This is a genomic window from Cypionkella sp., from assembly GCF_028290025.1.
GTDB lineage: Bacteria > Pseudomonadota > Alphaproteobacteria > Rhodobacterales > Rhodobacteraceae > Cypionkella.
In genome coordinates, this window is record NZ_JAQGKQ010000004.1 from 54262 (window position 1) to 67095 (window position 12834).

At 62.0% G+C, this 12834-nt stretch carries 17 protein-coding genes and 1 riboswitch; of the genes, 3 read left to right on the forward strand and 14 right to left on the reverse strand.

The annotated features are described in order from the left end of the window. Positions 1 to 13: 13 nt before the first annotated feature. Positions 14 to 1096, forward strand: coding sequence for a BMP family ABC transporter substrate-binding protein (locus JWS10_RS00565; protein ID WP_299474764.1), 1083 nt, complete (start codon positions 14 to 16; stop codon positions 1094 to 1096). A gap of 142 nt (positions 1097 to 1238) precedes the next feature. Beyond that, complete coding sequence (locus JWS10_RS00570; RefSeq protein WP_299503794.1) at positions 1239 to 1718, forward strand: VOC family protein; 480 nt, start codon at positions 1239 to 1241, stop codon at positions 1716 to 1718. Positions 1719 to 1840: 122 nt separating this feature from the next. On the opposite strand, the gene cobF is transcribed toward JWS10_RS00570, so the two are convergent. The 9 genes from cobF to cbiE form a co-directional block, all read right to left on the reverse strand. Then, positions 1841 to 2575 (reverse strand): precorrin-6A synthase (deacetylating), encoded by a 735-nt coding sequence (gene cobF, locus JWS10_RS00575; protein ID WP_299503764.1) that lies wholly within the window; start codon positions 2573 to 2575, stop codon positions 1841 to 1843. Between the two features lie 96 nt (positions 2576 to 2671). Next, the gene (locus JWS10_RS00580; protein ID WP_299503767.1) at positions 2672 to 3436 is read right to left on the reverse strand and encodes a CbtA family protein; all 765 of its coding nucleotides are present in this window, start codon (positions 3434 to 3436) and stop codon (positions 2672 to 2674) included. A 16-nt stretch (positions 3437 to 3452) separates the two neighbouring features. Continuing rightward, positions 3453 to 3620, reverse strand: a complete 168-nt coding sequence (locus tag JWS10_RS00585) for a CbtB domain-containing protein (RefSeq protein WP_299474760.1) — start codon at positions 3618 to 3620, stop codon at positions 3453 to 3455. A gap of 30 nt (positions 3621 to 3650) precedes the next feature. Next, positions 3651 to 3868, reverse strand: a riboswitch (cobalamin riboswitch). A 73-nt stretch (positions 3869 to 3941) separates the two neighbouring features. Then, positions 3942 to 4250 carry a DUF1636 domain-containing protein gene (locus JWS10_RS00590; protein ID WP_299503769.1) on the reverse strand — a complete coding sequence of 103 codons (309 nt, stop codon included), beginning with the start codon at positions 4248 to 4250 and terminating at the stop codon, positions 3942 to 3944. Continuing rightward, positions 4247 to 4972, reverse strand: a complete 726-nt coding sequence (cobA, locus tag JWS10_RS00595) for a uroporphyrinogen-III C-methyltransferase (protein ID WP_299503771.1) — start codon at positions 4970 to 4972, stop codon at positions 4247 to 4249. Before cobA ends, JWS10_RS00590 begins: the two co-directional genes overlap by 4 nt. Beyond that, complete coding sequence (locus JWS10_RS00600) at positions 4969 to 6303, reverse strand: cobyrinate a,c-diamide synthase (protein ID WP_299503774.1); 1335 nt, start codon at positions 6301 to 6303, stop codon at positions 4969 to 4971. The genes cobA and JWS10_RS00600 overlap by 4 nt, the downstream gene beginning before the upstream one ends. Next, on the reverse strand, positions 6300 to 7082 hold the full coding sequence (cobM, locus tag JWS10_RS00605; RefSeq protein ID WP_299503776.1) for a precorrin-4 C(11)-methyltransferase: 783 nt from the start codon (positions 7080 to 7082) through the stop codon (positions 6300 to 6302). Before cobM ends, JWS10_RS00600 begins: the two co-directional genes overlap by 4 nt. Continuing rightward, positions 7079 to 7444: a cobalamin biosynthesis protein gene (locus JWS10_RS00610; RefSeq protein ID WP_299503779.1), complete on the reverse strand. Its 366-nt coding sequence runs from the start codon at positions 7442 to 7444 to the stop codon at positions 7079 to 7081. Before JWS10_RS00610 ends, cobM begins: the two co-directional genes overlap by 4 nt. Then, positions 7441 to 8619 (reverse strand): precorrin-6y C5,15-methyltransferase (decarboxylating) subunit CbiE, encoded by a 1179-nt coding sequence (cbiE, locus tag JWS10_RS00615; protein WP_299503781.1) that lies wholly within the window; start codon positions 8617 to 8619, stop codon positions 7441 to 7443. The genes JWS10_RS00610 and cbiE overlap by 4 nt, the downstream gene beginning before the upstream one ends. Between cbiE and JWS10_RS00620 the strand changes: the two genes are divergently transcribed. Further along, a complete protein-coding gene (locus JWS10_RS00620; RefSeq protein WP_299503782.1) occupies positions 8618 to 9358 on the forward strand; it encodes a cobalt-precorrin-6A reductase in 741 nt (246 codons plus the stop codon). The two genes, cbiE and JWS10_RS00620, sit on opposite strands and share 2 nt — an antisense overlap. Here JWS10_RS00620 and cobJ read toward each other — a convergent pair. The 5 genes from cobJ to JWS10_RS00645 form a co-directional block, all read right to left on the reverse strand. Next, positions 9337 to 10068 carry a precorrin-3B C(17)-methyltransferase gene (gene cobJ, locus JWS10_RS00625; protein ID WP_299503783.1) on the reverse strand — a complete coding sequence of 244 codons (732 nt, stop codon included), beginning with the start codon at positions 10066 to 10068 and terminating at the stop codon, positions 9337 to 9339. The two genes, JWS10_RS00620 and cobJ, sit on opposite strands and share 22 nt — an antisense overlap. Beyond that, positions 10065 to 10802: a precorrin-2 C(20)-methyltransferase gene (locus JWS10_RS00630; protein ID WP_299503784.1), complete on the reverse strand. Its 738-nt coding sequence runs from the start codon at positions 10800 to 10802 to the stop codon at positions 10065 to 10067. The genes cobJ and JWS10_RS00630 overlap by 4 nt, the downstream gene beginning before the upstream one ends. Continuing rightward, entirely contained in the window at positions 10803 to 11432 is a 630-nt protein-coding gene (locus JWS10_RS00635; protein ID WP_299503786.1) for a precorrin-8X methylmutase, read from the reverse strand. Beyond that, complete coding sequence (gene cobG, locus JWS10_RS00640) at positions 11432 to 12583, reverse strand: precorrin-3B synthase (protein ID WP_299503787.1); 1152 nt, start codon at positions 12581 to 12583, stop codon at positions 11432 to 11434. Before cobG ends, JWS10_RS00635 begins: the two co-directional genes overlap by 1 nt. Then, positions 12580 to 12834 (reverse strand): cobaltochelatase subunit CobN (locus tag JWS10_RS00645; RefSeq protein WP_299503790.1); only part of this gene is annotated, 255 nt, incomplete at its 5' end. The genes cobG and JWS10_RS00645, both read right to left, overlap by 4 nt.

The window sequence follows — 12834 nt, forward strand, 5'->3', positions numbered from 1 at the left end:
CTGGGAGACTAACATGACGACACTCAACCGTCGCAGCCTGATGAAAGCCGTGGGCGCTGCCGCCACGCTTTCGCTGGTCGGCACCACCGCTCACGCCGCAGATAAGGTCAAGATCGGCTTCATCTTCCTCGGCCCCATCGGCGACTATGGCTGGACATGGGCGCATAACAAAGGCCGTGAGGCTATCGACGCAGCCCTCGGCGATAAGGTTGAGACGATCTACGTCGAAAACGTCTTGGAAGATGCAAGCGCCATCCCGGTGATCCGCGATCTGGCGCAGCAGGGCTGCAAGCTGATCTTCACAACCTCTTACGGTTTCATGGATCAAACCCTTACCGTCGCAGCCGAGTTCCCGGATGTGAAGTTCGAACATTGCACCGGCTTCAAACGCGCCGACAACGTCTCCACCTATAATTCGAAGTTCCACGAAGGTCGCGCCGTCCTCGGCACCATTGCGGGCAAAATGTCGAAATCCGGCACGCTTGGCTATCTCGGCTCTTACAAAGTCCCCGAGGTCGTCTTGGGCGTCAACGCTTTCGCCCTCGCAGCGCAAAAACAAAACCCAGCGGCGACCGTCAAACTGGTGCTGATCGACAGCTGGTTCGATCCACCGAAGGAAGCCGCTGCCACCGAAACGCTGATCAACCTCGGCTGCGATATCGTCACCACCCACACCGACAGCCCCGGCCCGCTGCAAATCCTAGAGCAAAAGGGCCTCTACGGCTTTGGTCAAGGTGCGGATATGTCGGCCTTCGCACCGACCGCGCACCTCACCGCCATCGAAGATATCTGGGGCCCCTACTACGTCGCCCGCGCACAAGCGCTTGTCGATGGTACATGGACTTCGGCCGATACTTGGGATGGCATGAAAGAGGGCACCGTTGTCATCGCCCCCTACAACCCCGCGATCCCCGCCGATGTCGTTGCTTTGGCCGATGAGATCAAAGCCGGCTATGTCGCTGGCACTTACGACATTTTTACCGGCCCTATCTTCGACCAAGATGGTGTTGAAAAAGTCAAAGCTGGCGAAGTGATGGGCCTTGAACAACTCGCCACGATTGATTGGTTCGTCAAAGGCGTTGAAAGCGCCTCCTAAACGGTTTGGTCTGAACGGCTAAGCCAAACCTCGCCACTACCAAGGCCCGCGCACTCGAGGCGCGGGCCTTTTTCTTGCCATATGCCCGATCCGGTGAAAAACTACCTTGAATTCAAAGTAAGATGAAAAGGCGATTCTCATGATAAAGGCTGCAAAAAACACCATCTGTATTTGGTATGACAAAGATGCCGAAGCCGCAGCAAACTTCTACGCCACGGTGTTCCCCGACACGCAGGTAAACGCCGTATTCCGCGCTCCGGGCGATTATCCCTCCGGCAAACAGGGTGACGTTCTGACCGTCGATTTCACCGTCTGCGGCGTGCGCTGCATTGGTCTGAACGGCGGCCCAATGTTCAAACACACCGAGGCGTTCTCGATGCAAATCGCCACCGACGACCAGGAAGAAACCGACCGCTACTGGAACGCCATCGTCGATAACGGCGGCCAAACCAGCGAATGTGGCTGGTGCCGCGACAAATGGGGCATCAACTGGCAAATCACCCCGCGCACTCTCACCGAAGCTTTGGCCACAGGCGGCGCTGAAGCCCAACGCGCCTTCGCGGCGATGATGACAATGCAAAAAATCGACGTCGCCAAAATTGACGCAGCCCGGCGCGGTTGAAGCGGGCGGCTGGTCACAATAGCGAAGACCACCCTATACCTTAACAAACCCCTAAGCCGCAATCCAACCCATTGACAACTAACAGACTTTGCAGCTGTCCACATGTGGACACTCTCAAAAACCTAACACCGCCGCAGCAGGTAAATATCCATAATCCAGCCATGCGCCGCCCGCGCTTCAGCTCGCAGTCTCACAATCCGCGCCCCCACTTCGGCCAGCGGACCGGAGACGATAATTTCCTCAGCCATCCCGACATACCCGCCCCACCAGATGCTCACCCCCGCAGGGTCGAGGCTTTGAAACGAACACTCCCCATCCAGCATCACCACCGCCGTATCAACGCCCGCCGGAAACCCCTCGTCCCGCAACCTTCTCCCGGTCGTCACAACAAACTGCGCACCGATCTCATTCAAAGCAATCCCATGCGCCGCCGTGAGCGCATGAATAGACGTCACCCCCGGCACCACATGCACCCGATCCGCAGGCACCAACCGCGCCGCAATCCTCAGCGTGGAATCATACAAACTCGGATCACCCCACACGAGCAACGTCACCTTTGCAGCCCCCCCAATCGCGCCCTTCCAAACCGCCGCGATCCGGTCATGCCAATCCTCAACCCGCGCTTTATAATCCGCGATGCTTTCATCCCGCACCGGCAGATCAAACTCCACAATCCGTGTCGCAGGGTTGCTCAGCACGTCGCGGCAGATCGCCAGCCGAAGCTCCGCCAGATCAGCCTTCCCCGCACCCTTACGCGGGATCAGGATCAGATCGGCAGCGTTGATCGCCTTGATGGCTTGCAGGGTAAGGTGATCGGGATTTCCTGTGCCGATGCCGATGAGAGTGAGATCGAACATATGCCCTCCTAAAGCTGCCCCATTTGCAGCAAAACGCGCGCCAACCACAAGGATCGGCGCGCGTTGATTTTCATACGCTTGTTGGTTTTCATACGCCTATTGTGGGCGCGACCAAATCCAACCCGACAAAGCTCCCAAAGCCGACCAAACGATCAGGCCGACCCCCAAGGTTCGTGCCGCGAAGGTTGAGGCGAGTTCGGGCGGAGCGACGCCGGAATAGCTTTCCAGCTCAGGCGCGCCGATCACATGCGGGATCGCCAGCAGCGCGACCGCACCCACCACCGAAGCCACACCGCGGCCATAGCCGAGCAAGGCCAAACCGCCCGCCGTGCAGATAGCCGTGCCAACCCACCAGATCTGACGCGCAGCCAGATCAGCGGCCATCGTGCCCGGCAGCTCAGGCTCCAGCCCCATCGCGGGCGCAAGTTGGAACGCGGCATAACCCGCGATACCCCAGAGCAGCCCTTCGCGCAGCGTCACCACATTGCCGAAAGCCTGCGCCAAGCCGTATCCTGCGACCAGAACAAGGCCATAGCCGACATAGGCGAGCCCAAAGAACAGACTGGTCAAAGCGTTGCGGGAAAATGCGCTGCCTTCTTCGGCAGCCGCGTGCTCGTGTGAATGTCCGTCAGTCTCGGTTGCGGCAGGCGCTTCCGTTGCTGCTAGGTCTGCCGCAGGCGCTTCGGTTGTGGCGTGGTCGTGATCATCCGCGTGGGCCGCAACTGCGACCCCGTTGAAATGCACCAATGCGCCGGTTTCATATTCTTCGCCCAGAAGGATAAGCTTCTGCACGAATGCGAAATGTAGCAGGGCTGCAAGCAGGCCCGCCGCAAAACCAGCGATCAACGCGCTGGTCAGCATATGTTTGATCATTGGTTCAGTGGCAGGGGAAGCCAGAGGAGTGACGCACATCATGGGCGGCGTCATGCAGGGTTTGCGAATGGGCAAAACCTGTCAGAAATACGGTTGAGGTGCCAAGCAATGCAACAAACAGCACTGACATCAGGGCGGTTGCTTTGCTGGAAGCGAGGGTCTTCGTGGTCATCATACTCTCCATACCGTCACACCCGACGGTGTTCGCGTTTCTTTGCACGGCCGGTCTCCTGGCTCGCGGGTCGATGCGGGCTTCCACCTTCCCAGCCAGATGGCCAGTGGCATTTCGGAAGCACGCTCACCGCATACAGTCGCGGGGGCGGCTGAGGCTTGGGGTGCCGATTGGTCCACCCATTCCCCATTCTCGTTTCAGTCCAGACGCTTTGCGTTTTTTAGAACACCATGCCCAATCATCAGTCACCTAAGCCCCGGTTTGGGTCAAGCGGAAATGCGGCCTTTCAAGGTCCGTGCCCGACAGTTTGGCGCGAATAGCTTAACCCGGAATGCGCGCGATCGCTTTGTTGCGCAGATTGCCCAGCACGCGGGCATCGGGGAAATTGCCGTCGGGTGAGGCGGCGTAGAGTTTGGCAAAATTTTGCAACTCGGTCAGGTCAGCCAAGGTTATGTCGCCGAACAGATACGCCGTCTTGCCATCTTCGCGAAACGCCACGGTTTGATCGCGGCTGCAACCGGACATGCATTCGATTTCAAGCACTTCCACACCGGGCGGCATGGCATCGCGCAAAGTGTCGGCAAAGCCCGTGCGACCGAGTTCGCAGAGCGTGCAGACATAAAGTTTCATGCGGGAAACTCGGCGAGCGGGCCGTAGAAGATCAGCGCCGGATGCGGGCTTTGCGCGGTTTGCAAATGGGCGGCAAGGCTCGCAACGGTATGGCGGCTGATTTGTTGATCGGGGGTGGAAACCGCCTCGGCCAGCAGCGCGGGCGTGTGGGCGGGTAGACCGTGCGCGATCAGCCGAGCGGCCAGATCAGCGAAGGTGCGGCGGCCCATATAGACCACGGTAGTCGCCATCGGGTCAGCGAGTGCCGCCATGTTGGTGCCTTCCGGCAGGCTTCCAGTCACATCCGCGCCGGTGATGAATTGCACGCGGCGGGCGGTCAAGCGGCGCGTCAGTGGGATACCAGCAGCGGCAGCGGCGGCAGAGGCAGAGGTGACGCCTGGGATAATTTCATAAGCAATGCCAGCGGCTTGCAGCGCAATCAGTTCTTCCTCTAACCGCCCGAACATCCCGCAATCACCGGATTTCAGCCGCACCACGCGCTGCCCAGCGAGGGCGTGATCGACCAGCAGACGGCTGACGTGATCTTGCTTTGGCGAAGGCCGCCCCGCCCGTTTACCAACCGCGATCAGATCGGCGGTTTTCGCGGCAAGGCTAAGGATCGGCCCAGACGACAGGTCATCGAACAGTACCACCTCAGCCGCAGCCAAACGGTTCACCGCTTTGACCGTCAACAGTTCCGGGTCGCCCGGGCCAGAGGATACAAAGGATACAAAACCAGTCATGTCGCCTCTGCGATCAAATGGAAGAACGTGCCCGAGGACTGCCCGCCACCCGCTTGCATACGCAGCGATCCGGTTTCTGCCACGGCGGCATCGGTGGCATCCGTCACATGCGCAAGCGCCGCATCCGGTTGCGAAAGTATCGTCGCGTAGTGAAACTCATGGCCGCGCAGGCGCGTGTTGGCGGGATGGCCAGCCACCGGGGCATGGGTCAATGCAAGCCGGTAACCAAGGTGCATCCGGCGCTTGGCAAAGCTCGTCTCTAGGCCCAGAAGACCAGCCATTTCATGGCGTTGACCTTGAGAGTCGATCAGACCCGCGCCCATCGCCATATAGCCACCACACTCACCATGCACCGGTTTGATTGCGGCAAAGGCTTGCAGTGATTGGCGGAAATTGGCGTTGGCGGCGAGCTTTCCCGCATGAAGCTCTGGGTAGCCGCCGGGCAGCCAGCAGGTCTCCGCCGAAGGATCAGGCGCTTCATCTTGTAGTGGCGAAAACGGCAGGATCGTCGCACCAGCGGCCCGCCAGCCGGCCAGAAGATGCGGGTAGATGAACGAAAACGCGGCATCGCGAGCAAGCGCGATGCGGTTGGCAGGCGGAACAATCGGCAGCGGTTGCGCTGGCGACAGATGGCCCCGTGCGGCGGCGCGCAGGGTATCGAGGTTAAGGTTTTCAGCGATAAACGCTCCCGCCTCGGCCAGCAATGCTTGCAAATGCGGCTGTTCCTCGGCTTGCACTAGGCCAAGGTGGCGCTCGGGCAGTTCAATCGAGGCGCGGCGGGGCAGCGCACCCAAAACCGTGATGCCCGCATCCGCCATCCCCGCCCGCACAAGGGCTTCGTGGCGTGGCGAGGCGACGCGGTTCAGCACCACGCCCGCGAACGGCATCTCGGGCCGCAACATCTGAAAACCTTTGGCGACGGCGGCGGCGGATTGGGCTTGGCCGGAGACATCCAAGACCAAAACCACTGGCCAGCCCATCATTTGCGCGATATCGGCGCTGGCTCCGCTGCCGAACTCGCCCGGTTTGGCAACGCCATCAAACAGCCCCATCGAACCTTCAGCGAGGATCAAATCAGCATCCTGCGCCACCGAAGCCAGCCCTGCGATCCGCGCCGGAGTCATTGCCCAACTGTCAAGATTGACCGAGGCGCGACCCGAAGCTGCGGCGTGAAAGGCTGGGTCGATGTAATCGGGACCAGATTTGAACGGCTGCACCTTTAGCCCCTGTGCCCGGAACGCGGCGAGCAAGCCCAGCATCAGCGTGGTCTTGCCGGTGCCGGAAGCGGGGGCCGATATGAGCAGGCCCGGAATGTTAAAATTGGGGTTCATGTGGCATCCGGGAAGCGTGGGTCGGTGCCGACAGGGCGGAAACGGCGGTCGTAGTCGCCAGCATAAAGCCGGCTTTCCTCAAAGCCCTCGGCAGCCAAAGCGGGGCCGACGAGGATCAACGCCGTGCGCTCCATCTCCGCGCCGATGGCGGTTTGCAAGGTGGCGAGCGTGGCGCGGACGATGCGCTCATCCGGCCAAGTCGCGCGCCAGACCACGGCGACGGGGCAATCAGGGCCGTAGTGGGGGGTGAGGTCTGCGACAACCTTTTCAAGCACATGCACCGAGAGGTGGATCGCGAGGGTGGCTCCGGTAGCGGCAAAAGCGGGCAGGTTTTCACGGTCCGGCATCGCTGTGGCACGACCAGAAGTGCGGGTCAGCACCACCGATTGCGTCAGACCCGGCAAGGTCAATTCGGTCGCCAAAGCAGCAGCGGCAGCGGCGAACGACGGCACTCCGGGAGTGACATCATAGGGGATATTCAGCGCGCGCAGGCGACGCAGTTGCTCACCCATCGCCGACCACACCGACAGATCACCCGAGTGCAGACGGGCGACGTCTTGGCCTGCGGCATGGGCGCTCGCGAGTTCAGCGATGATCTCATCCAGCGACAGCGACGCGGTGTTGACGATGCGCGCACCCGGTGGGCAATGGGCCAGCAGAGCTTGCGGCACCAGCGACCCTGCATAAAGGCAGACCGGGCTGGAGCCGATCAGATCGCGACCACGCAGCGTAATCAGGTCAGGCGCGCCGGGGCCAGCGCCGATGAAATGGATGGTCATGGGTTGCTCCTTTCGGCAAGGGCTGCGGTGGCCATGCCGTCTTGGGATGTGACGCGCGGACCCAACAGCCGAGCGCCCGGGCCAGCAGCGGCAAGAGCGGCGGCTTCGGCAAGGCTGCCTGTGCCGTAGAGCGTATGGACGCGGGTTGATTCGGTTAGGGTCGGTTGATTTTTCAGCGCGGCCAACGGGATAGCGTGCAAAGGCAGTGCCAGTTCCGCAGCGAGAGCCAAGATCACTGGCGCGTCAGCCTTGTCCTCAGCGGTCGCCAAGGCTTGCGCCAGATCGCCCCCCGCACCCGCCAAAGCATCGCGCAGGCTGTCGATCCCGGCGTCTTTGCGAAAGCCCAAACCCGCGACGATCATCGGATAACACTCCATTGCACGACCGGGCGCGAGGCATCCCAACCACGCATCCGGCCCAATGGAGTTGCTGTGGCAAGCTCGATGCGCAGCAGATTGCCGCCGCGTTGAGCGTGCTGAATGGCCAGCAGGCTTTCAGTTTCTAGGGTCACACCATTGGCGACAATTCGGGTGCCAGCTGGCAAAATACTCCATAGCTGATCGTAAAGCGCCGCATTGCCGCCGCCGCCGATGAATACCGCGTCAGGGATCGGCTGGCTGGCGAGGCTTTCATTCGCAACGCCTTCGATGCAGGTCAAACGGTGATCTACGCCAAAACGGGCGGCATTCGTGCGGATATTGACCGCGCGCTCGGGGCGCAGTTCGAACGCCAGCGCGCGACCTCCGGCGAGGCACCATTCCACCGAAATCGAGCCCGAACCCGCGCCGATATCCCACAGCATCTCCCCCACCCGGGGAGCAAGCGTCGAAAGCGTCAGCGCGCGCACCGGGCGTTTTGTGATTTGCCCGTCATTTGCGAACAGCCTGTCGTCTAGGCCAGAGGCGCGGGAAAGCCCGACGCCTGCGGTGATTTCAATGGCGACTGCGACGGGCGCGGTAATATCAGTCAGCGCAAATGCTTCGGCAGTGGTCGTGCGAATACGCTGGTTTGGGCCGCCGAGAGCTTCCAGAATAGTCAGGTTGGCGGCAAAGCCTTGATCGGTCAGCCATTTGGCGAGGGCTTGCGGCGCATCGCCGTCCCGCACGAGGCAAATCGCGCGGTGGCCTTTGGTCAACACCGGGCGCAGCCGCTCAAACGGGGCGGCGTGCAGGCCGTGGCAGGTGATTTCCTCCATCCGCCAACCGAGGTGTGCTGCGGCGAGTTGGAAGGTTGAAACTGCGGGAAAGGCAACCCATTCCTCGCGCTCCAGATGCGCCGCCAAACGACTACCCGCCCCAAACCAGAACGGATCACCCGAGGCCAGAATGGCGACGTTTTGACCCCTATACGCCAGCACAGGCTCCACCGAAAACGGCACCGGCCAAGCGCGGCCGCGATCCCCCGCCCCTACCAAAGCCAAATGCCGCGGCCCACCGAAGATGATTTCGGCACCTGCCAACGCCACACGGCTTGCATCCGACAGCCCCGACAGGCCATCTTCGCCCAGACCGATGATTGCAACCCAAGGCTTATCCATGACGCGCATTCTTATCTTGGGCGGCACTACCGAGGCCAGCGTTTTGGCGCGGGCTTTGGCTGCCGAGGGCAAGGACGCGGTGTTCTCTTACGCTGGTCGCACCGATGGCCCCGTGACGCAGCCCTTGCCCACGCGGGTTGGAGGCTTCGGTGGCGTTAGCGGCTTGGTGGCGTATCTGCGCGCTGAGAGCATCCGCGCGGTCGTCGATGCCACCCACCCGTTTGCCGCCCAAATGAGCCGCAATGCGGTTGAGGCTTGCGGTCTCGCTGGCGTGCCGTTGCTCGCGCTTGAGCGCCCTTCTTGGGTAGCTGGCAACGACGATAACTGGAGCCATGTTCCCAGCGTGGACGCTGCCGTTCGAGCCTTGCCCGACAGTCCCGCACGGGTTTTTCTTGCCATCGGCAAGCAAAATCTCGCGGGCTTTGCCGCCAAGCCGCACCACTATCTGCTGCGCTTGGTTGATGCGCCCGAAGCGCCGCCTTTGCCCGACTGCACGGTTATCCTGGCGCGGGGTCCGTTTGACGCTGATGCCGATAAGGCGCTGATGCTCCAACATAATATCAGCCACATCGTGGCCAAGAACGCAGGCGGTGCGGGGGCCGAGGCCAAGCTGATCGCGGCGCGCGCATTGGGGCTTCCGGTGATCTTGATCGACCGCCCGACCCTCCCCGCGCGGGAAGTAGTGGCCTCGGTGGCCGAGGTGATGCGCTGGCTGGCTCATGCCGATCTTGGCGTGTAAACGAAGCGCCCAACGCGGCGCGTTGCCGAATTTCCGACGATAACCACTGTCCGCATATCGGCCATCTCCGGTGTGGCTTCGGCCAATGTCACGGTCAGGATGCGTTCTTCCGGTGTCGATACAGCGCGGGCGAAGGTGATCAAGCGGTCTGGGCCACATTCCTCTAACAGTATCTCCAAAGCACGCGCGAACTGGTGCGGACGGCTTGCGGAACGCGGATTGTAGAACCCCATCGCGAAATCGGCTTGGGCGGCGAGACGCAGGCGACGCTCCACCAATTCCCACGGTTTCAAGTTGTCGCTTAGATTAATCGCGCAGAAATCATGCCCCAACGGCGCACCGGCATGGGCAGCAGCGGCGAGCATCGCGGTGATGCCGGGGAGGATGCGAATATCCAAACCGTGCAAATCCGGGCGCTTTTCCAACGCCTCAAACAACGCCGAAGCCATCGCGAACACCCCCGGATCGCCGGAGGACACGATCACCACCTTTGCACCCTCGGACGCCAATCGCAGCGCATGGTCGGCGCGGTCGATCTCAACCCGGTTGTCCGATCCGTGCAAGTTCAGCCCCTCACGCGCAGCGACGCGGGCGACATAGGGGAAATAGCCGATCACATCCGTCGCCTCGGCCAAAGCCATGCGGACCTCGGGTGTCACCATGTTCTCATCACCGGGCCCAAGCCCTGCGACAGCCAGCCAACCGCTCATTCCATGCCCGCCATTTCCGGGCGGCGACCTTGGCCGTGGACCAATACGATGGCGAAATACGGGCAATCGGCGGCATCCACTTCGGACAAACGCGCGATACGCTGCGTCGGCATCGTGCCACGCTCCACCAGCCAAGCATCGGCCAAACGGCCCGTCGCCTGCAATGCCGCACGAACTTTCGGCAAATTGCGGCCGGTTTTCATAATAACCATCGCATCCGACCGCTGCATATGGTGGACCAGATCAGCCTCGGGCAGCGTCGCCATCAACACCGACAGCACATCATCGCCCCAAGTGAACGGCGTGCCCACGGCGTTCCAGCAGCCCGTCATGCCGGTGATACCGGGGATAACCTCGACCTCGGCACGGCCTTGCAGGCGGGTGTGTAAGTGCATGAAAGAACCATAGAAAAACGGATCGCCTTCACACAAAACGATCACATCTTCGGCCTGAGCTACCAAAGCCAGCCGGGTCGCCCAATCATCATAGAACTGCGCCAGAGCGTCGTTATACTCCGGGCTGTCGAACGGCATCTCGGTGGTCACCGGATACTCCATCGCATATTCGGTAACGCCCGCCGCCAGCATCCCTTGCACGATCTGCCGCGCCTGACCCGCCCGACCTGCCTTGCGGAAATAGGCGACATGCGCGGCCCCCCGGATCAACCGATCAGACTTTACCGAGATCAGATCAGGGTCGCCGGGGCCAAGTCCTGTGCAGATGATTTTGCCCATTCACTCCACCCGGCTTGCAAGCGCGTTGATCGCGGCCACGGTGATCGCCGAACCGCCGAGCCGCCCGCGCACGATCAGCGACGGCACCGGCAGCACCTCCATCAGCGCGGCTTTCGACTCCGCCGCGCCGATGAAACCGACCGGGCAACCGATGATCGCGGCAGGACGCGGACAGGTTGGGTCTTCCAGCATGTTCAGCAGGTGGAACAGCGCGGTGGGGGCGTTGCCGATGGCGACGACGGCTCCAGCCAAGTGCGGTCGCCACAACTCCAACGCCGCAGCGGAACGGGTGTTGCCCATTCCCTTTGCCAACGCGGCCACCGAAGCGTCATGCAACGTGCAAATCACCTGATTGCCCGCAGGCATCCGGCCACGGGTGACACCTTCCGACACCATCCGCGCATCGCATAGGATTGGCGCACCTGCCTCCAGAGCCGCCCGCGCCGCAATCGCCATGCCTGCGGAAAACTCCACATACGCCTCAAGCCCGACCATCCCGGCGGCATGGATCATCCGCACCGCGACGATTTCCTCCTCGGGCGTAAACCGCGCCAAATCCGCCTCGGCGCGGATCATCGCGAAGGAACGGCGGTAAATCTCGGCACCATCGGTGATGTAGCTGTGCGGCATCAGGGGAACTCGGTCAGGATTGAGGGACGGGCCATCAGGTCATCCGCGGATAGCCCTTCACGCAGCGGAGTGCCAGAGGCGGTATCATTGCGAATAAAGGCGAAGCCCGTGGGAGTGGCGGTAAGCGTCAGCGGCGCAGGGCCGGGATGCGCGCAGCCTTTTGCGCAACCCGAGACATGCAGCGTTTCGCTCAAGGTGGGCGCAAGGGCGCGGGCAAGCGGACGCGTGGCAGCATGACCTTGCAGACAACCGGGCGCGCCCGTGCAAGCGATCACCCGCAGCATCGGGTCATCCGCGCGCGTGATCACGCCCGCGATTTGCGGGGCGTCGGTCAGATTTTCAATCAGGAGCATCCGCCACGGGGTAAGACGTAGCGCGCCGAGATCGGCAAGCGCGGCCAAGGTTTCGGCCTGCATCTGACCAAATTCAAACGCAACTAACCGCCCCTGAGCCGTTTGGCCGGGGCGCGGTTGCGGCGTCGGGGCGAGGCGCTTGGCGGTAAATCGAGCTGGAAGCGGAATGCGTTTCAACAACCCCGCCATCCGCCCCCTGCCCTCCGTCACGCCACCTTGCTCGATAAACCACCGCGCCAAAGCGATTGCCTCCCCGACGGCGGTATCAAGGAGAACAGGAAGCGCGCGTTCGGAATGGCTGGCCAGCAGCAAGCCATCCGCGCCAGTTTCCAACCAGATATCCGCAGACGCATCGCGCAAAGTTGGCGCGGCCCCCGTATCCACCGCAAAGCCAAACTTACCGGGCAGTTGTGGGGCATCCGGGGCCGTCAGCGCGTCGGCAAGCTGCCCAGCGAGGCGTTGAGTCGGGTCAGCCTCGGTCCAGAACGGCGTTGCGATGATATTGCGACGCGCCTCATCCGCTGCATCGGCGTCAATCAAATCCAGCGCCCGCAAACCGTCGATCAAAGCCGGATGGCTGGCGTCGGTGACGCCCCGCAGTTGCAGGTTTGCGCGGTTGGAGAGATCAATCAGCCCGTTACCATGCAGGTCCGCAAGCCGCGCAATCCCCCGCGCTTGATCGGGGATAAGCCTGCCCGCGCGGGGACGAATACGTACCACCAAACCATCACCCGACCGCATCGGGCGCAGCGCACCGGGGCACCAGCCTTGGACGATTGGGCTCGGCGTGGCGATCATTCCCCCGCCCCCATCATCGCCGCGATGGAATTGCGCCGGGTGATCCAAAGGCCAGCGTCCGCCAAAGCTTGAAACCGCGCCCGCAGTGCGGCCAGAGCAGCAGGGTTCTCAGCCGCCATAAACTCCACCAGATCCACGCGGCCCAACGTGGCTTCGTGATACAAATCAAACAGATGCGCGGGCACATTCCGCGTCAAATGAGCGTAGGCCGCAAGGTTGTCCAGCGTCGCCGTAACTTCGGCAGCCCCTCG